The sequence below is a fragment of the Paragemmobacter straminiformis genome, from assembly GCF_014243445.1.
In the GTDB taxonomy this organism is placed as follows: domain Bacteria; phylum Pseudomonadota; class Alphaproteobacteria; order Rhodobacterales; family Rhodobacteraceae; genus Paragemmobacter; species Paragemmobacter straminiformis.
Window position 1 is genome coordinate 224,368 of the sequence record NZ_JACLQD010000002.1, and the last position, 19,011, is coordinate 243,378.

Consider the following 19,011-nt stretch of genomic DNA (forward strand, 5'->3'; position numbering starts at 1 on the left):
TCGGGTCCGGTCGGGTCAGATCCAGTCGAGGCTGACGCGGTTCGGATCGTATTTCGCGGCGAAGCCTTGGCGCAGGGCGCGGAAGCGCGGGCGCAGGTCGCGGAATTTGCGTTCATGCGTTTCGGCGACCAGCACGCGGATACGGTCGAAGAAGCCGCCCGCGTCCAGCGCCTCGAGAATGTCGAGTTCGGCGCCTTCGATATCCATTTTGACAAAGGCGATTTCGGGCCGTTCGGCCAGACGTTCCGTGAGGTAGGCCGGAAAATCGACCAGCGGCACGTCGACCGCGTTTTCCGCGTCGATCTGGCGGCCGCCGTCGAGGATGGTGGATTTGACCGAAGCGCCGAGCGGATTGTCCCCGAAGTTCTGCGCCCGCATCAGGCGGACGGTGCCGGACCCGATACCCACGGCGGCGTTGACCAGCGTGACATTGGGGGTGTCGGCAAAGCGTTCGGTCAGCTTGGCAAAGGCCCAAGGGTCGGGCTCGAAGGCCACGACATCGGCGCCCGTGCGGGCGAGGATATCGGTGACGACCCCCATGTTCGCGCCAAGGTCGAGCGCAAGATCCCCCTTGCGCAGCATGGCGGCGACGCCTGACAGGTAGCCTTCGGCATGGGCCTTGCGCAGGTTGCGCTTCTGGCGGCGGATCAGCGCCTCGGCGCGGAGTTCGGCCTTGGATTTCGGGGTTTCGGTATCGTCCGACGGGTCACTGTCACCGGCGTCCACGCCTATTCCTCCAGCGCCTTGGAGGGGTCGACGCCCTCGATCGCGCACATCCGCGCCGCGTAGGAATTGGGAAGCGGCGGGTTCTTGCGCCACCACGGTTTGGTGCCGTTGGTGTAGAGGTGGACAGAGAGGGTCTGGTCGGTGAAATGCCCCTCGACGCGGCCATAGGGGTCGTAGAACACATCGTTCAACTGGAAGGGCACGGGGTAAAGCACGTCGGGCGACAGCGCCTTGTCATAGTCGCCGGTCTGCTGGGCGAACCATGTAAAGGCTTGCGGGCCAAAGGCGGTGCGTTCGGCGTTGTAGATGCGCACGGCCTGCGGCAGCGAACGGTCCTGCTTTTCGATCTTCTTGCGCTGCTGCTTGTTGAACCATGCCGGAGCCTCGGGCAGGTTTTCGTAATAGTCGAGCAGGCGGTCGATCAGCTCGCCCTTGGGCGGGATATAGACCACGCCGCAATTGAGCGCGCCGCGGAAGCCGTGGCCTGCGAAGATGTTCTGCATCTCGTCGGGGAAGGGCTTGTGGCAATAGGCGTCGCAGTCGATCCAGACGGCGTCGATGGCCTTGATCATCTTGTAGCGGAAGACGTTCGACAGGAAGGATTCCGAGGTTTGCGCGACGATGTCGCGGTCGATGGCCATGATGTCCGAGGCGCGGCGCACCTCGACCCCTTCGGGGACATTCGTCACCTCGTCGGTGCAGTAAAGGATGGTGGGGTGACCCTGCCGGACATGGGACAGAAGGCAGATCTGGTTGAGGTAGTGGAGCCGCGTGCCGATCCAGAGGGAGGCGACGGGGCGGCGTTGGGGAACTGACATCGAAGCCTCGTGGTTTTTTGCCCCGTGCGGGGTTTATCGTTGGTGCGAAGAATGACCGAAGGGCGGGGCGCTGTCCAACCTTTCGCAGGGCGCAAGGCGGGTTGCGCGTCAGGGTGTGGGAGCGGCGACACGCCCGTAGCCACGGGTGAGCGCAGGGTCAAAGCCCCATTGCGGGCCGTGCCAGCCGTTTGCGGCAAGTGCGGCCTCGGCGGCGGGGGTGTCCTTGTGCCACGCCTCCATCCAGCGGCCCGACAGGAAGAGTTGCGCGGGCAGGGGGGAAAGGGCGGGCAGAAGCCTTGCAAGGGCGTCGGGCCCTATCGCGGGGTCTGACAGGATCAGCGCCGCGGGACGATGTTCGGCCACAAGCGCGCGCAGCCGGTCGGCAGGGGACGTGTCATTGGACAGGTCATTGGACGGGTCACCGAACGGGCCTATCAGGCGCAGGCGGTCGGACGGCGCGCGGCCGTTCCGTTCGAGGATGCGCCCGCAAAGCAGACGCAGGGCGGGGCTATCCTCGTGCAGCAGAAGCGTCAGGTCGGGGCGGAGGCTGGCAAGATGGGCGGCAAGAAAGCCGCAGCCCGCGCCAAGGTCCAGCACCACCGCCCCTTTGGGCAGCACCTGCGGCATCCGGCGGGCAAGGCCGCGTTCGAACTTGCCCGCCGCGATGGCGGCAAGGGCGGGGGCGGTAAAGACGCGCGGATCGGCGGGCAACTCGACGCTGTGGTTGCGGACCCAGTCGAGCGGGATGTCACCCGCCGGATCATCGGGCGTGGCGCGGTAAAGGCCCGAGGGCAGGGCGGGCGGCTTTTCGGGCGGGTTGGCCTTGCGGTCCTCTTTCGCCTTGGCGCTGCGGCGCTTTTCGACCTCGGACATCAGGGCCGCGATCTTTTCGGGGTCGCGGGCCTGCGGGGGCTTGGCGGTGATTTCGCTGATCGGCACGGCCGAGGCGCGGGCAAGGTCGGCCACGAGGGCGGCATAGGCTTCGGTGGCCTTGATCTCGGCAAGGCGCGCTTCGGCCCGCGCCACGGCGGCGTGGTGCAGGCGGTTCAGGACCGGGTCTTGCAAGAGCGCGTCGATCAGGGCGTTGCGGCGGTCGGTGTAGCGCAGCATCGTGTCGTCGCGCACCTCGTTGCGGTCTTGCAGCGACCAGTAGTCGGAATTGTACTTGTCCTTCTTGTTGTTCACGTTGCCGCGCAGCTTGCGGATGGCGTAGCTGTCGACCGATTTCACCGCGTAATGGTTCAGCTGCACCCAGTCATATCCCACGGTGCGGGTGATCGAGCGCCAGCCGCGGAATTTGAAGTAATCCTCCATCACGCGGCCCGACCCGTTGAGCCATTTCACCGTGTCGGGAAAGGGCGTGTCGATGTGGCGGTTCTTCATCTTGGGGCGGTGGATGCCGAGTTTCCAGTAATCGGGATCGAATTTGAACAGGGTCTTGACGCCCCATCCCTTGTTCCAGTCCTGCGGCGCGGCAAGCAGGTATTGTTCGGTGACGGGGGCGCGCGACCAGTCGACCACCCCGCCCGAGCCGAAGATGCGCCATGTCACCACGATGCCATTGGCGTCCTGCGCGCGGGCCGAGGCGATCAGGCTGTCGAGCGTGCCGTCGCCGTGGCGGATCGAGAGAAACTCGTCTGCGTCGAAGACCATCACCCAGTCGGAGCCGCACACGACCGGTTCTTCCTGCGCGTGGTTGAGCGCCGAGGGTTGCGGGCGGATGCCTTCGGGAATGACGTTGCGGCGGTGATGCGCGAGGCCAAGCTCTTCCAGCCGGATCAGCATGTCATCGGTGCCGTCCGAACAGTCGTTGGTATAGACGACAAGGTCGGTGAAGCCGACGGCGAGGTGATGGGCGACCCATTCGATGACGTAGGGGCCTTCGTCCTTCATCATCGAGACGGCGGTGACCTGCCCGTGCGGGCTGATGTGGCGTTTGACGCCGAAAGGCACGGTTCCGAACAGGGCCGATGCACCGCGCGGGGGTTTTGCCTTGCGTTCCGCCTTCATGCCCGCGTTCAAACCGGTATCCACTTCCTGCCCGCCCTTTGATGCCCATGGCTGCGCCGCTGCGTCAAGCCTTGGCACGCTTGCCCTTCGGCGGGGCCGCCCCTAGCATGGGCCGGATTTTATGAGTGAGGTCTTGCGATGACTACCCCGATGACCCAAGCGGTCGCGCGCCGTCTGGGCGAATTGCTGAAGGGCGAACCTTCGATGGGGGCGCTGAACGCGGCGCTGCGGCATCTGGCGAAATGGCGCGCGCAGGTGTTGGAGAACACGCTTGTAAAACGCTCGGGCGAGGTGGTGCTTTCGGGGCCGTTCAAGGGGTTGCGCTATGCGGTGCGGGCATCGGAAGGGTCGCGCAACGCGCGGCTGATCGGCTGTTACGAGGCGGGTTTGCACAAGGTGGTCGAAGAGATCGTGGCGGGCGGCTACGGGCTGGTCGTCGATGTCGGCAGCGCCGAGGGCTATTACGCCACGGGGCTTGCGATGCGTATGCCTGCGGCGCGGGTGCTGGCGCGCGACGTCGACCCCAAGGCGCGCGAGGCCTGTGCCGCGATGGCGGCGGCGAACGGGCTTTCGGAGCGGGTCGAGATCGGCGGCGCGTTCAACCATGCCGATTTCGCCATCTGCGCGGGGCAAAGGACGGTCGTTGTCTGCGATATCGAGGGGGCCGAGGGAGAGTTGCTCGACCCCGTGGCTGCCCCCGACCTGCGCCATGCCGACATTCTGGTCGAGGTGCATGAGGGGATGCGTCCGGGGTTGCTGGCGCAATTGACGGGGCGGTTTTCGCCCACGCATGAGGTGCTGCGGATCGACCGCAGGCTTGATGACAGCGGAATGCCCGACTGGACGCAGGAGCTGGGCGATCTCGACCGGTTGCTGCTGATGTGGGAGTGGCGGTCCACGCCGACCCCGTGGCTGTGGATGCGGCGGAGGGCCGGGGCATGAGCCGGGATCGCAACGCGGCCATCTGGTTCGCGCCGGACGGGTTCGACCCGAAAAAGGGCGTCAACGGGCGGCGGATGGCGGGCGAGAGCTTCATCCGCGGGTTCTTCCGCCATGCGGCGGTCGAGGAATTCGTCGGGCTGACCTATGGGCCGACCGATGCCGATGCCTTTGGCAGGCTGGCGGCGGATTGCGGGGTCACGGCCCCCGTGCGCCCCGTGCGTCTGGATGATGCCCGCGCGATCGATCCGGTGGGGACGGTCTATTTCTCGGGCCCCAACTACGCGCCGGAAACATGGCGGCGCGAGCTGTGGGGGGCCACGCGCTATTCGATTTGCGGGATCACCCATACCATCTCGACCAAGGCGGTGATGGAGGGGTTCTGGCATCTGCGGGCGGCGCCGCAGACGGAATGGGACGCGGTGATCTGCACCTCGCGCGCGGTGCATTCGGCGCTGTCGGTGCAGTTCGACCTGATCGACGCGCATCTGAAGCGCCGTTTCGGCGGGGTGCCGCCGCGCCCGCAAATGCCGGTGCTGCCGCTGGGGATCGATTGCGACGATTTCGCGCCCGACCCCGCGGCAGGGGCGGCGCTGCGGGCAAGGCTGGGGATCGCCGAGGGGGATATCGTCGCGACCATCGTGGCGCGGATGAGCCCGCACGAGAAGTTCGACCCGCTGCCTGTCTATCTGGCATTGCAGCAGGCGCAGGCAGGGACGGGGCAAAGGCTGCATCTGCTGCTTTACGGCAATTTCCCCGACGGCTATTCCGAGCGGGTGTTCAAGAGTGCCGCCCCGAAGCTGATGCCTGATGTGGGCTTTCACCATCTGCCGCACGAGGGGGCCGCGCTGCGGCGGGCGGCGCTGTCGGCGGGGCAGATGTTCCTGTTTCCCATCGACAATTTGCAGGAAAGCTTTGGCCTTGCGCCGGTCGAGGGGATGGCGGCGGGGTTGCCGGTCGTCGCCTCGGACTGGGACGGGATCCGGGATACGGTGGACGAGGCTTCGGGCTTTCGCATTCCGACGCTGGGGGGGCGGGCGGAACATACCACGCTTTACGGGCTGCGCCATGCGGGGGGCACGGACAATTACGTGCAATACCTCAGCCAGAATTCGGCGATGACCGAGCTTTCGGTTGCCGGAATGGCGCGGGCGGTGCGCGCCCTGATGCAGAACCCCGATCTGCGGGCGCGGATGGGGGCTGCGGCGCTGGCGCGGGCGCGGGGGGTGTTCGACTGGTCGGTTATCATTCCGCAAATGCAGGACCTGTTTGCCGAGCTGGCCGCGATCCGCAAGGCGGCGGACCCTGCGCGGCACCCCCCGATTTCGCCCCATCACATGCCGGTCGCCCCGTCGCCGATGGTGATGTTTGACAGCTTCCCCTCGGGCCATCTTGCCAAGGATTCGCCGCACAGATACGCGCCGCGCCCCGTGACGGCGGGGCTGGCCGAGGTCTGGGCCTTGCGCGACTATGCCAAGACGGGCCGCGAGTTCGAGCCGCTGGCGCTGGTCGAGCGGGTTCTGGTGGCGGTGGCGGAAGCGGCCGGCGGGGCCACGGCGGCGGAAGTTGCGGCGGGGCTGCAAATTCCGGTAACACGGGTCGAGCGTTGCCTGCTATGGCTGCTGAAATACGACTTCATCGGATGATCCCATGACAAAGACGATCCTGATCACCGGTGCCGGAAGCGGCATCGGGCGCGCCACGGCACGGGCCTTCATGGCGGCAGGGTGGCGCGTGGCGCTGCTCGGGCGGCGCGAGGGGGCGCTGGTGGAAACGGCGGCGGGGGCGGATGCGCTGGTGCTGCCCTGCGACGTGACCGATGCGGGGCAGGTCGAGGCGGCTTTCGCAACGCTCGAGGCCGGGTTCGGGCGGCTGGACGTTCTGTTCAACAACGCGGGCCAGTCCTTGCCCGCAGCCCCCATCGACGAGATCGCGGTCGAGGATTGGTTGCAGCTTTCGGGGGTGAACATCACCGGCATGTTCCTTTGCGCCCGCGCGGCCTTTGGCCTGATGCGGCGGCAATCGCCGCAAGGCGGGCGGATCATCAACAACGGCTCGATCTCGGCCCATGTGCCAAGACCGGGGTCGGCGCCCTATACCATGTCGAAACACGCGGTGACGGGGCTGACGCGGACGCTGGGGCTGGACGGACGCCGGTTCGACATCGCCTGCGGGCAGATCGACATCGGCAATGCCATGACCGATATGGCGGCGGCCTTTACCAAGGGCGTGCCGCAGGCGGACGGGTCGATCAAGGTCGAGCCGGTGATGGATGTGGCCCATGTCGCCGATGCCGTGCTGCACATGGCGGGCTTGCCACTTTCGGTGAACGTGCCGTTCCTGACGATCATGGCGCGGGACATGCCCTTTATCGGTCGGGGTTAACCGGCCTTGGCCGGCCCGCAGAACATGTCATAGACCAGTGCGATGGTGCTGCGGACCTTGGGGTCCTCGATCGAGTAGTAGATTGCCTTGCCGTCGCGCCGTGCCGAGACCAGCCCTTCGAGGCGCAGGCGGGCAAGCTGCTGGCTGACGGCGGCCTGACGGCTGTCGAGCAGGCGTTCGAGTTCGGTCACCGACTTTTCTCCCGCCGAGAGATGGCACAGGATCATCAGCCGCCCCTCATGCGCGAGGGCCTTGAGGAAATCGGCAGCCTCGGTCGCGCGCGCGGTCATGGCGTCGGGCGGAACCGGCGCGTCGGGCGCGATTTGGGCGGACGTCGGGATGGCGGTCGGGGGCATGGAATACCGGTTGCGATGGGATTTTGCCCCCCTTGCATAGCACAGGCGGCGCAAGGGGGCGAGAGGCGGGGTTCTGCGTCTCGCCCCGCGCGCTTTGGCCTTTCAGGCCGCGAAGCCGCCGAAGTGGCCTTGGGAAAAGACGAGCGGCGCGCCCTGACGGAAGCTGGCTGCCAGAACGCGGCCAAGCAGGATCAGGTGGTCGCCGCCGTCGAGCGCGCGGTCGAGCGCGCAGTCGAACCGCGCCAGCGTGCCGCCGATGAGAGGGGTGCCGCCGTGCCCTGCGGCGAGGGGCAGCCCCTCGAACCCCGCGCCGCCACGGGTGAAGCGGGCGGCGAGGTCGCGTTCATCGGCCCCGAGGATGTGGATGGCGAAGTTCTGCGCCGCCGAAAAGGACGCAAAACGCGACGAGCTGCGCGCGATGGACCAAAGCACCAGCGCAGGATCGAGCGAGACCGAGGCGAAGCTGTTTGCGGTGATGCCGACGGGGCCGTCCTTTGTGAGGCAGGTGATCACGGTCACGCCGGTCGCAAAGCGGCCAAGCGCGTCGCGCAAGAGGCGCGGGTCGGATGTGGCGGGCTGGAATTCCGCGTCTTGCGGGTGGTCGATACTCTGCACGGACGGCCTCTGGAGTTATGTTTCCCTGACATAAGGGAAAAGTCCGCCACGGCAATGGGCGATCGCTGTCACTGGACCTTTGCGTTCGCATGGATAGGCTCTGCCGCGACAACCGAGGGAGACTCGCATGCGCCTTTCCGCATTCACCGCACCGGGCCGTTTCTGGCGCGGCAACCTGCACACGCATTCCACCCGTTCGGACGGGGTGCTCTCGCCCGAGGAAGTGTGCCGCCGCTATCGTGCCGAGGGCTATGATTTTCTGGCGCTGACCGACCATTTCGTGGGGATGTGGGGCTATCCCATCGTCGATACCGTGCCGTTCCGCGCCGAGGGGTTCACCACGATTCTGGGGGCCGAGCTGCATTCGGGGGCGATGGCGAACGGCGAGTTGTGGCATATCCTTGCCGTGGGCCTGCCGCCCGATTTCGCGCCGTCGAACAGCCCCGATTTCGTGCCACGCGCCGATCAGGAAAGCGCGGCCGAGATCGCGGCGCGGGCGGTGGCGGCGGGGGCCTTTGTCGCCATCGCCCATCCGCAATGGTCGGGGCTGACGCTGGCCGATGCGCGGGCGGTCACGGCGGCCCATGCGGTCGAGGTCTATAACCACGGCTGCGCCACGGGGTGCGACCGGCCCGACGGCTTTGCCATCGCCGACCTGCTGCTGACCGAGGGGCGCAAGCTGAGCATGATCGCCACCGATGACGCGCATTTCTCGGAGCCTGACCATTTCGGCGGCTGGGTCATGGTGAAATCGGAAGCGAACGAGCCTGCGGCCCTGCTGGCGGCGTTGAAGCGGGGCGAGTTCTATTCGAGCCAGGGCCCGGAATTGCGCGATGTCCGGATCGAGGGGGATGTGGTGGTCGTCGAAAGCTCGGCCGTCGCGTCGGTCATCGTGCAGGGATGGGGCACGGGGGCAAAGGGTGTTCACGGGCATTCGATGACGCGGACGGAAGTGCCGCTGCAACGCTTGCTCAACAGCCCGTGGCTGCGGGTGTCGGTGATCGATGCGGCGGGAAAGCGGGCCTGGTCGAACCCGTTCTGGCGCGAGGTCGATGCGGGCAATCCGCGCGTGTGACGGCGGGGTCGGGGGGCTTTGCGCCCCCCTTTTTCGCGGTCAGTTGCCCAGAATGCCCGGCAGGCGGAGGTTCATGGCCTTGGCATGGTCGAGCGCGATGTCATAGCCCGCGTCGGCATGGCGCATGACGCCGGTGGCAGGGTCGTTCCACAGCACGTTCGAAAGACGCCGCGCCGCATCTTCGGTGCCATCGGCCACGATCACCATGCCCGAATGTTGCGAATAGCCCATGCCCACCCCGCCGCCGTGGTGCAGCGAGACCCATGTGGCCCCCGAAGCGGTGTTCAGCAGTGCGTTCAGAAGCGGCCAGTCCGACACGGCGTCGGAGCCGTCCTTCATGGCCTCGGTCTCGCGGTTGGGCGAGGCGACGGAGCCTGAATCGAGGTGGTCGCGTCCGATCACGATGGGGGCTTTCAATTCGCCGCTTGCGACCATCTCGTTGAACATCAGCCCCGCGCGGTGACGGTCGCCCAGACCGATCCAGCAGATGCGGGCGGGCAGGCCCTGAAAGGCGATGCGCTCGCCCGCCATGTCGAGCCAGCGGTGCAGGTGGGTGTTGTCGGGGAACAGGCGCTTCATCGCGGCGTCGGTCTTGCGGATATCCTCGGGGTCGCCCGAAAGAGCGACCCAGCGGAAGGGGCCGATGCCACGGCAGAAGAGCGGGCGGATATAGGCGGGCACGAAGCCGGGGAAGGCGAAGGCGTTTTCCAGCCCTTCGTCCTGTGCGACCTGACGGATGTTGTTGCCGTAATCGAGCGTGGGCACGCCCGCGTTCCAGAAATCGACCATCGCGGCGACATGGGTGCGCATCGAGGCGCGGGCGGCTTTTTCCACCGCCTTGGGGTCGGTTTCCTGTCTGGCGCGCCAGTCGGCCACGCTCCAGCCCTGCGGCAGGTAGCCGTGCAGCGGGTCATGGGCCGAGGTCTGGTCGGTGACGATGTCGGGACGGGGACCGCCTGCCTTCATGCGGGCGACGAGTTCGGGGAAGATGTCGGCGGCGTTGCCGAGAAGGCCCACGGATTTCGCCTCGCCCTTGGCTGTCCAGTCGGCAATCAGGGCAAGGGCTTCGTCAAGCGTCTGAGCTTTGGCGTCCAAGTATCTGGTGCGGATGCGGAAATCGATGCGCGTCTCGTCGCATTCGACCGCGAGGCAGCAGGCGCCTGCCATGACGGCGGCCAGCGGTTGCGCCCCGCCCATGCCGCCCAGGCCGCCCGTCAGGATCCAGCGGCCGTTGAGGTTGCCGCCGTAATGCTGGCGGCCCGCTTCGGCAAAGGTCTCGTAGGTGCCTTGCACGATGCCTTGGGTGCCGATGTAGATCCACGAGCCTGCGGTCATCTGGCCATACATCGCCAGACCCTTCTTATCGAGTTCGTTGAAATGGTCCCATGTCGCCCAATGCGGCACGAGGTTCGAATTGGCGATCAGCACGCGGGGGGCGTCCTTGTGGGTGCGGAACACGCCCACGGGCTTGCCCGATTGCACGAGCAGGGTTTCGTCGTCGTTCAGCGTTTTCAGCGTGGCGACGATGCGGTCGAAATCCTCCCACGTGCGGGCGGCACGGCCGATGCCGCCATAGACCACCAGTTCATGCGGGTTTTCGGCCACGTCGGGATGCAGGTTGTTCATCAGCATCCGCATGGGCGCTTCGGTCAGCCAGCTTTTGGCGGTGATCTCGGTTCCGGTGGCGGGGAAGATGTCGCGGAGGTTGTGGCGCTTGTTCATCATGGCCTCAGAGTTGGGGAAGGGGCAGGGCCGCGGCGGCGGCGAGGTCGCCATTGGCGATCAGGCGGGCGGCGGCGTTCAGGTCGGGGGCGAGGTAGCGGTCATCGCCAAGGGTCGCCACATCGGCGCGCAGGCGGGCGACGACCCCTTGCAGCGGGGCCGAAGTGGTGAGCGGGGCGCGGAATTCGACGCCTTGGGCGGCGCAAAGCGCCTCGACGCCCAGAATGACGGAGAGGTTGGCGTTCATGCGCGACAGGCGGCGCGCGCCGTGGGCGGCCATGCTGACATGGTCCTCTTGGTTGGCCGAGGTGGGGGTGCTGTCGGTCACGGTGGGATGGGCGAGGTGTTTGTTCTCGCTCATCAGGGCGGCGGTGGTGACCTCGGCGATCATCAGGCCCGAGTTGAGGCCGGGGTTGGGCGTCAGGAAGGGCGGCAGGTCGAAGGAGAGCGTCGGGTCCACCATCAGCGCCACGCGGCGTTGGGCGATGGCGCCGATCTCGCTGATGGCAAGCGCGGTCATGTCGGCGGCGAAGCCCACGGGTTCGGCGTGGAAATTGCCGCCCGAGACGATCTGCCCGTCCGACAGGACAAGCGGGTTGTCGGTGGCGGCGTTGGCCTCGATTTCCAGCGTGCGGGCGGCTTGGCGCAGCACATCCATCGCGGCCCCCGTGACCTGCGGCTGGCAGCGGATGCAATAGGGGTCCTGCACGCGGGTATCGCCCGTCACATGGCTTTCGCGGATCACCGAGCCGTCGAGCAGGGCGCGCAGCGTGGCTGCCGCCTCGATCTGCCCCGCATGGCCGCGCAAGCTGTGGATTTCGGGGTGAAGGGGGGCGGTCGAGCCCATGATCGCATCGGTCGAAAGGGCCGAGACGACCAGCGCCGCCTGCGCGCCCCGCCATGCGTCGAACAGGCCCACAAGGGCATAGGCGGTCGAGAACTGGGTGCCGTTGATGAGGGCAAGCCCCTCTTTCGGGCCAAGGGTGACGGGGGAAAGACCTGCCATTGCAAGGGCTTCGGCGGCGGGCTTCACCTGACCTGCGAACTCGGCCTCGCCCGCGCCGATCATGGCGGCGGCCATATGGGCCAAGGGGGCAAGGTCACCGGATGCGCCGACCGAGCCTTGGGCGGGGATGACGGGTGTCACGCCCTTGGCGAGCATCGCCTCGATCAGGGCCACCACCTCCCAGCGCACGCCGGATGCGCCGCGCCCGAGGGAAAGAAGCTTGAGCGCCATCATCAGGCGGGCGACGGGGCGGGGCATGGGGTCGCCCACGCCGCAGCAATGCGACAGGATCAGGTTGCGTTGCAGGGTCGCCGTGTCCTTGGCCGCGATCTTGAGCGAGGCGAGTTTGCCGAACCCCGTGTTCACGCCGTAGACCGCCGCATCGCCCGCGGCGGCGGCGGCGATACGGGCGGCGGCGGCCTCGACGCCTGCGCGGGCATGGGGGGCGAGGGCGGCGGGCGCTTCGGTCCGGTAAAGACGTTCGAGCTGGGCGAGGGTGGTTTCGCCGGGGTGCAGAAGTTCAGGCGACAAGGCGGCCTCCGATGTAGCGGGCGTGCAGGGCTTCGGCCCCGATGCGGTAGGAAAGTTCGGCGGGGTGGTCGGCGCTCCAGACGGCAAGGTCGGCGCGCTGGCCTGCGGCAAGGGTGCCGCGATCGGCAAGGCCAAGCGCGCGGGCGGCATGGGCCGTGGTGCCAAGAAGCGCCTCTTCGGGCGTCATGCGAAACAGGGTGCAGGCCATGTTCATCGCCAAGGGAAGCGAGGTCATGGGCGAGGAGCCTGGGTTGCAATCGGTCGCCACGGCCATCGGCACGCCTGCGGCGCGCAGGGCCGCGACGGGGGGCATCTGCGTCTCGCGCAGGGTGTAGAAGGCGCCGGGCAGGATCACCGCGACGCTGCCCGAGGCGGCCATCGCGGCGATGCCCGTGGCCGAGAGGTATTCGAGGTGGTCCGCCGATTGCGCGCCGAAGCGGGCGGCAAGGGCCGCGCCGCCAAGGTCCGAGAGTTGTTCGGCGTGGAGTTTGACCGGAAGGCCGAGGCTTCGGGCATGGGCGAACAGCCGTTCGACCTGAGCGGGGGAAAAGGCGATGCCTTCGCAAAAGGCGTCGACCGCGTCGACCAGTCCTTCGGCATGGGCGGCGGCAAGCGAGGGGATCGCCACCTCGTCGATATAGGCATCGGCGCGGCCTGCGTATTCGGGCGGGATCGCATGGGCGGCAAGGTGGGTGGTGGTGACGGTCACGGGGCGCAGCGTGCCAAGGTGGCGGGCGGCGCGAAGGAGTTTCAATTCGTCCGCCACCGTCAGCCCGTAGCCGGATTTGATTTCAACCGTCCCCGCCCCTTGGGCCATGATCGCATCGAGGCGCGGCAGGGCGGCGGCGACCAGCGCCTCGGGGGTGGCGGCGCGCGTGGCCGTGACGGTCGAGAGGATGCCGCCGCCCTTGCGGGCGATTTCCTCGTAGCTTGCGCCTTGCAGGCGCAGTTCGAATTCCGCCGCGCGGTTGCCGCCAAAGACGATATGCGTGTGGCAGTCGATCAGGGCGGGCGTCACGAGGCGGCCGCCGAGCGCGCTGTGCGGCAGGGCGCCGTATTCGGCGGGCAGGTCGGCGCGGGGGCCGATCCAGCGGATCGCGCCATCCATGACGATGGCGGCATCGGGGAGCAGCCCGTAGCCGCCCTGCATGGTCGCCGCCGTCAGATCGGTGAGCAGAATCGCCATGACGCCTTGCCTTATGTCCAGATGTGACGTTATTATGTCTATACATAATGATCCGTCAAGCGAGGTTCCCATGCGCCTTTTCGCCGAAACCGCCCTTTTGCCCCAAGGCTGGGCGCGGAATGTCGTGGTCGGGGTGGACGGAGGGCGGATCGTTTCGGTGGACGCGGCGGGCCAAGGGAGGGGGCAGCCGGACGGGGCGGCCGATGCAAGCGTCGGTTGCCTGCTGCCCGCGCCGGTGAACCTGCATTCCCACGCCTTCCAGCGGGCGATGGCGGGGTTGACCGAAAGGCGCGGGGCCACGGCGGACAGTTTCTGGACATGGCGCGATCTGATGTACCGCTTCCTCGACCGGCTGACGCCCGAGGATGTCGAGGCGATCGCGGCGCAGGTCATGGTCGAGATGGCCGAGGCGGGTTACGCGGGTGTGGCCGAGTTCCATTACCTGCACCACCGGCCCAACGGGGCGCCCTATGCCGATCTGGCCGAAATGGCGGGGCGGATCGCGGCGGCGGCCGAGGCGACGGGGCTGGGGCTGACGCTGCTGCCGGTGCTGTACCAGCAGGGCGGGTTGGACGGGCGGGCGCTGGGGGCGGGGCAGTTGCGCTTTGGCAATGATCCCGAGCGTTTCGGCAAGCTCTGGCAGGCGGCGGGGACGGCGATTGCCGCTTTGCCCGATGCGGTTCTGGGGGTGGCCCCGCATTCGCTGCGGGCGGTCACGGGCGAGGGCCTGCGCTTTGCCGCAACGCTGGGGGGGCCGCTGCATATCCATCTGGCCGAACAGATGGCCGAGGTCGAACAGGTTCTGGCCCATACCGGCGCGCGGCCGGTGGAATGGCTGCTGTCGCAGGCCGATGTCGATGCCCGCTGGTGCGCGATTCACGCCACGCAGATGCGGCCTGCCGAAACGGCGGCGCTGGCGCAGTCGGGGGCGGTGGCGGGTTTGTGCCCGATCACCGAGGCGAATCTGGGCGACGGCATCTTCGACGGGGCGCGGTATCTTGTGTCGGGCGGGGCTTTCGGCGTTGGCTCCGACAGCAATGTGCGCATCTCGTTGACCGAGGAGTTGCGGCTGCTGGAATATTCCCAACGCCTGCGCGACCGCGGGCGGGCGGTGCTGGCAACGGCCGAGCGTTCGACGGGGCGCGTGCTTTACGAGGGGGCGGTCAAGGGGGGCGCGCAGGCGGCAGGGCGCGCGGCCGGGGCCATCAGCCCGGGCATGTGGGCCGATCTGGTGGCGCTCGACACCGGGCATCTGCATCTTGAGGGGCTGGCGGGCGATGACCTGCTGGACGCCTTCATCTTTGCGGGGGATGACCGGCTGGTGGCCGATCTGTGGTCGGCGGGGCGGCATATCGTGCAGGGCGGGCGGCATGTCGCGCGCGCTGCCGTGCAGGCGCGGTTCCGCGCGGTGATGGGCAAGCTGCGGACGCGGCTGTGATCGCGGGGTGGGAAGATGTCCGCGCCGAGGTGCTGCGCCGCATCCGTGCGCGCCTTTGGGCGCCGGGGGCGCTGATTCCGGGGGAAGAGGCGCTGGCGGCGGAATTCGGCGTGGCCCGGGCGACGGTGAACCGCGCGCTGCGCGATCTGGCCGAGGCGGGGTTGCTGGAACGGCGGCGCAAGGCGGGCACGCGGGTGGCGCTGCTGCCGGTGCGGCGCGCGACGCTGGAGATTCCGGTGATCCGCCAGGAGGTCGAGGCGCGGGGGCAGAGCCATTCCTTCCGGCTGCTGGCCATGCGCATGGCGGTGCCGCCCCTGCCTGTGGCGGGCCAGCTTGGCTGGGCCCCCGATGCGGAGAAGCTGTATCTCGAGACCCTGCATCTGGCCGATGGCAAGCCCTATGCCCACGAGACGCGCTGGCTTGACCCTGCGCATCTGCCCGATCCGCGCCCCGATTTCGCGGCCGTCAGCGTGAACGAATGGCTGGTGACCCATGTCGCCTTTGCCACGGGCGACATCGCCTTTGCCGCCGAAGCGGCCGATGCCCGCAGCGCCGAGGTGCTGGGCGTGGCGCAGGGGGCAGCGCTTTTCGTCACCGAGCGGACGACCTTTACCACCGAGACCGCCATCACCTTCGTGCGGCTGATCCATGCGCCGGGCTATCGCATGGTCACGATGGTCTGACCGCAGCCCCTGTGGCGGATCGCGGGGGGCTGTCTGCCCCCCACGCCGCGTGCCGCGGCTCCCCCCGAGGATATTTCGGGCAAGAGGAAGGGGGGCGCCGCGTCTAGCGCCCGGCGAGCCTGCGCTGCACGATGCGGTTCAGGCGGCGGTGCATCGGGCTGGTGCGGTGGCGCAGGTGGATGGCGGCATAGACGGGCTGGCGCAGGACGGGGGCATCGGTGACCTCGGAAAAGCCTTCGGTCGCGACCATGCGGGCGGCGGTGCGTTCCAGCACATAGCCCGCCCCGCCCATGGCCCCCAGAAGCGAGGCGACGGTGGCGCTTTGGCCGACCGAGATCGGGCTTCCGGCAAGCTCGGGTGTCAGGTCGCGGTGCATCGCCTCGAAGGCGGGGGAGAAATGGGCGAAGATGAAGGTTTCGGGGTTCACGCCCGCGCGGCGGTCGGTGTCGGTGCTGACCATGCGGTAGCTCACCTCGCCCAGTTCCGAGAAATGCAGGTCGGGATGGGGTTTTGGCGCATACATCACCGCGAAGTCGAGCGTGCCGGTCAGGACGTCGGCGCACATCTGGTTGGAATAGTCGGGTTCGATGTAGAAGGCCGTATCGGGCAGGGCGCGGCGGAAATCGGCCATCCATTCACCGATGTGCTGGGCGGCAAGGTCGTTCTGGATGCCCAGACGCACCAGATGCGCGGCGCGGTCGGGAACCTGGATGCGCCGCCGCGCCTGATGCCATTCGTGCCGCAGGGTGCGGGCATGCCCCTCGAAGCGCGCGCCTTCGGTGGTAAGGTCGGTGCCCGCGCGCGAGCGGGTGAAGAGCCGCGCGCCGAGTGCCGCTTCCAGTGCTGCGATGCGGGATGAGACGGTGGATTGCGTGATGCCGAGCCGGTCCGCCGTGCGGTTGAAGCTGCGGGTTTCGCAAAGGTCGAGGAAGGTGTCGAGCTGGTCGATCTGCATGGGCGCGCCTAATCGGGTTATCCGATCAATAGCCCGTCCCGCTCCGAATTGAAAGCGGGCCGTCGCTGGGGCACCATGCGCCGCGAAAGCCGCCCCGCGCAGAGGGCGGGCAGGGAGTGCAAGATGGCCGATTTTCCGAACCGCGCGCGGGTTGTCATCATCGGGGGGGGCGCGGTGGGGGCGTCGTCGCTTTACCACCTGTGCAAGGCGGGTTGGACCGATTGCGTGCTGCTGGAAAAGAACGAGCTGACGGCGGGCAGCACATGGCATGCGGCGGGCAACGTGCCCACGTTTTCGTCGAGCTGGTCGATCATGAACATGCAGCGCTATTCGGCGCAGCTTTACCGCGGGCTTGGCGAGGCGGTCGATTACCCGATGAACTACCATGTCACGGGATCGGTGCGGCTGGGTCACAGCAAGGAGCGGTTGCAGGAATTCCAGCGCGTGGTGGGGATGGGGCGCTATCAGGGGATGGACCTGACCATCCTGTCGCCCGACGAGATCAGGTCGCGCTATCCTTTCGTCGAGACGCACGGGCTGACGGGGGCGCTTTACGACCCCTATGACGGCGACATCGACCCCGCGCAGCTGACGCAGGCGCTGGCCAAGGGGGCGCGGCAGATGGGGGGGCGGATCGAGCGGTTCTGCCCCGCAACCGGCGTGCGCCGCGAGGGGGAGGACTGGGTCATCTCGACCCCCAAGGGCGAGATCCGCTGCGAGATTGTTGTCAATGCCGCGGGCTACTATGCGGGCGAGGTGGCCAAGTGGTTCGGGCGCGATCTGCCGATGATGGTGATGAGCCACCAGTACATGCTTTTCGACACGATCCCCGAGCTTGAGGCATGGACCAGGGAGTCGGGCCACAAGCTGCCGCTGCTGCGCGATGTGGACAGCAGCTATTACCTGCGGCAGGAAAAGATGGGCTTCAACCTTGGCCCCTATGAAAACCCCTGCCGCGCACATTGGGCGACACCTGACGATCCGATGCCCGAGGATTTCAGCTTCCAGCTTTTCCCCGACGATCTGGAGCGGCTGGAATGGCATATCAACGACGCGATGGAGCGCGTGCCGCTGCTGGCGCAGGCGAACCTGACCAAGGTGATCAACGGCCCCATCCCCTATACGCCCGATGGCAACCCGCTGATCGGGCCGATGCCCGGTGTGCCGAATGCCTTCGAGGCCTGCGTCTTTACCTTCGGCATCTGTCAGGCGGGCGGCGCGGGCAAGGTGCTGGCCGAATGGGTGACCGAGGGCGCCACGGAATGGGACATGTGGTCTTGCGATCCGCGCCGGTTCACCGGTTTCGAGGACCGCGACTATTGCGTGAAGAAAGGGATGGAGGTTTACGGGCACGAATATGCCATCCACTTCCCGCATCACGCATGGCCCGTGGGGCGCGGCAAGAAGCTGTCTGCCGTGCATGACCGTGTGGCGGCGGCGGGGGCGCAGTTCGGCCCCTACAACGGCTGGGAGCGGGCGTTGTGGTATGCGCGCGAGGGGGATGACACATCCGAGGCCGCGCAGCGGACATGGGACCGCGAGGGGCCGTGGTTCGGTGCGGTGCGCGAGGAATGTCTGGCGGTGCGCGATGCTTGCGGGATACTCGATCTGCCGGGGTTCTCGCGCTTCATGCTGACGGGGGCCGGGGCGGCGGAGTGGCTGGCAGAGCAGATCACGGGCAAGCTGCCGTCGGTCGGGCGGCTGGGGCTGGCCTATTTCGCCGATGACAAGGGGCGGATCGTCACCGAGATGTCGGTGGCACGGATGGGCGAGGAGCAGTTCCTGCTGATCACCGCCGCGACCGCGCAGCTGCATGACAAGGAATGGCTGTTGCGGCACATGGCGCCGGGGCTGAGCCTGTTCGATGCGACCGACCAGTGGTCGTGCCAGATCCTGACGGGGCCGAAATCGCGCGAGGTGCTGGCGGCCTGTTCGGATGCCGACCTGACCAAGGGTTGGCTGACCTTTCAGAAGGCGCGGATCGCGGGGGCGGAGGTCTATCTGTTCCGTGTCAGTTTCGCGGGCGAGCTGGGGTGGGAAATTCATTCCCCCGTGGCCGATACGGCAGCGGTCTATGATGCGGTGGTGGCGGCGGGCAAGCCGGTCGGGCTGCGCCCCTTTGGCATGTTCGCGCTGAACAGCTTGCGGGTGGAAAAGGGCTATCGGGCGTGGAAGGGCGATCTTTCGACCGATTACACGGTCTTGCAGGGCGGGCTGGAGCGGTTCGTCGATTGGACCAAGCCCGATTTCCGCGGCAAGGCTGCTTTGGCGGCAGAGAAGCAGGCGGGGGTGGGCAAGCGCTTCGTCACGCTGACCATCGAGGCGGGCGATTGCGACCCGCCCTACATGTCGACCATCTGGCATGACGGGAAGGTCGTGGGGGAAACCACCAGCGGCTATTTCGGCCACCGTGTCGGCAAGGTGATCGCGCTGGGGATGCTGCGGGCGGACCTGAACGTGGCGGGAACGCGGGTCGAGGTGGAAATCTTCGGCAGGCGCTGCCCGGCGGTGGTGCAGGAGGATGCACCGCTTTGGGACGCGAAGAACGAGCGGTTGCGCGCCTGAG

At 67.6% G+C, this 19,011-nt stretch carries 16 protein-coding genes; 7 read left to right on the forward strand and 9 right to left on the reverse strand.

Translation table 11 applies throughout. The features are described 5' to 3' along the window. Window positions 1-15: 15 nt before the first annotated feature. The 3 genes from H7F16_RS06910 to H7F16_RS06920 form a co-directional block, all read right to left on the reverse strand. The gene (locus H7F16_RS06910) at window positions 16-726 is read right to left on the reverse strand and encodes an FkbM family methyltransferase (RefSeq protein ID WP_338401973.1); all 711 of its coding nucleotides are present in this window, start codon (window positions 724-726) and stop codon (window positions 16-18) included. A gap of 2 nt (window positions 727-728) precedes the next feature. Next, window positions 729-1,544: a hypothetical protein gene (locus H7F16_RS06915; RefSeq protein WP_185796855.1), complete on the reverse strand. Its 816-nt coding sequence runs from the start codon at window positions 1,542-1,544 to the stop codon at window positions 729-731. 108 nt (window positions 1,545-1,652) lie between these two features. After that, window positions 1,653-3,578, reverse strand: a complete 1,926-nt coding sequence (locus tag H7F16_RS06920; RefSeq protein WP_338401974.1) for a glycosyltransferase family 2 protein — start codon at window positions 3,576-3,578, stop codon at window positions 1,653-1,655. Window positions 3,579-3,704: 126 nt separating this feature from the next. Between H7F16_RS06920 and H7F16_RS06925 the strand changes: the two genes are divergently transcribed. From H7F16_RS06925 to H7F16_RS06935, 3 genes are read left to right on the forward strand one after another with little or no spacing between them, the layout of a single operon-like run. Next, window positions 3,705-4,496, forward strand: coding sequence for a hypothetical protein (locus H7F16_RS06925; protein ID WP_185796856.1), 792 nt, complete (start codon window positions 3,705-3,707; stop codon window positions 4,494-4,496). Then, window positions 4,493-6,139: a glycosyltransferase gene (locus tag H7F16_RS06930; RefSeq protein ID WP_185796857.1), complete on the forward strand. Its 1,647-nt coding sequence runs from the start codon at window positions 4,493-4,495 to the stop codon at window positions 6,137-6,139. Before H7F16_RS06925 ends, H7F16_RS06930 begins: the two co-directional genes overlap by 4 nt. A gap of 4 nt (window positions 6,140-6,143) precedes the next feature. Further along, window positions 6,144-6,878, forward strand: coding sequence for an SDR family oxidoreductase (locus H7F16_RS06935; protein ID WP_185796858.1), 735 nt, complete (start codon window positions 6,144-6,146; stop codon window positions 6,876-6,878). Here the strand turns inward: H7F16_RS06935 and H7F16_RS06940 are convergent. After that, window positions 6,875-7,234: an ArsR/SmtB family transcription factor gene (locus H7F16_RS06940; RefSeq protein WP_185796859.1), complete on the reverse strand. Its 360-nt coding sequence runs from the start codon at window positions 7,232-7,234 to the stop codon at window positions 6,875-6,877. The two genes, H7F16_RS06935 and H7F16_RS06940, sit on opposite strands and share 4 nt — an antisense overlap. A gap of 102 nt (window positions 7,235-7,336) precedes the next feature. After that, entirely contained in the window at window positions 7,337-7,849 is a 513-nt protein-coding gene (locus tag H7F16_RS06945; protein WP_422121107.1) for a flavin reductase family protein, read from the reverse strand. 127 nt (window positions 7,850-7,976) lie between these two features. Here H7F16_RS06945 and H7F16_RS06950 point away from each other — a divergent pair, with 127 nt between their 5' ends. Then, window positions 7,977-8,924 carry a PHP domain-containing protein gene (locus H7F16_RS06950; protein WP_185796860.1) on the forward strand — a complete coding sequence of 316 codons (948 nt, stop codon included), beginning with the start codon at window positions 7,977-7,979 and terminating at the stop codon, window positions 8,922-8,924. A gap of 39 nt (window positions 8,925-8,963) precedes the next feature. Here the strand turns inward: H7F16_RS06950 and hutU are convergent, their stop codons facing one another. The 3 genes from hutU to hutI are packed head-to-tail and all read right to left on the reverse strand — an operon-like array spanning window position 8,964 to window position 13,369. Then, window positions 8,964-10,649, reverse strand: a complete 1,686-nt coding sequence (gene hutU / locus H7F16_RS06955; RefSeq protein ID WP_185796861.1) for a urocanate hydratase — start codon at window positions 10,647-10,649, stop codon at window positions 8,964-8,966. 4 nt (window positions 10,650-10,653) lie between these two features. Further along, window positions 10,654-12,183 (reverse strand): histidine ammonia-lyase, encoded by a 1,530-nt coding sequence (hutH, locus tag H7F16_RS06960; RefSeq protein WP_185796862.1) that lies wholly within the window; start codon window positions 12,181-12,183, stop codon window positions 10,654-10,656. Continuing rightward, window positions 12,173-13,369 (reverse strand): imidazolonepropionase, encoded by a 1,197-nt coding sequence (hutI, locus tag H7F16_RS06965; RefSeq protein ID WP_185796863.1) that lies wholly within the window; start codon window positions 13,367-13,369, stop codon window positions 12,173-12,175. The genes hutH and hutI overlap by 11 nt, the downstream gene beginning before the upstream one ends. Window positions 13,370-13,403: 34 nt before the next feature. Here hutI and H7F16_RS06970 point away from each other — a divergent pair, with 34 nt between their 5' ends. Next, complete coding sequence (locus H7F16_RS06970) at window positions 13,404-14,807, forward strand: formimidoylglutamate deiminase (RefSeq protein ID WP_422121108.1); 1,404 nt, start codon at window positions 13,404-13,406, stop codon at window positions 14,805-14,807. Continuing rightward, on the forward strand, window positions 14,804-15,490 hold the full coding sequence (locus H7F16_RS06975) for a UTRA domain-containing protein (protein ID WP_185796864.1): 687 nt from the start codon (window positions 14,804-14,806) through the stop codon (window positions 15,488-15,490). The genes H7F16_RS06970 and H7F16_RS06975 overlap by 4 nt, the downstream gene beginning before the upstream one ends. 103 nt (window positions 15,491-15,593) lie before the next feature. On the opposite strand, the gene H7F16_RS06980 is transcribed toward H7F16_RS06975, so the two are convergent. Next, window positions 15,594-16,445, reverse strand: coding sequence for a LysR family transcriptional regulator (locus H7F16_RS06980; protein WP_185796865.1), 852 nt, complete (start codon window positions 16,443-16,445; stop codon window positions 15,594-15,596). 123 nt (window positions 16,446-16,568) lie between these two features. On the opposite strand from H7F16_RS06980, the gene H7F16_RS06985 reads away from it, so the two are divergent. Continuing rightward, window positions 16,569-19,010: a GcvT family protein gene (locus tag H7F16_RS06985; RefSeq protein WP_185796866.1), complete on the forward strand. Its 2,442-nt coding sequence runs from the start codon at window positions 16,569-16,571 to the stop codon at window positions 19,008-19,010. The last annotated feature ends 1 nt before the right edge of the window (window position 19,011 follow it).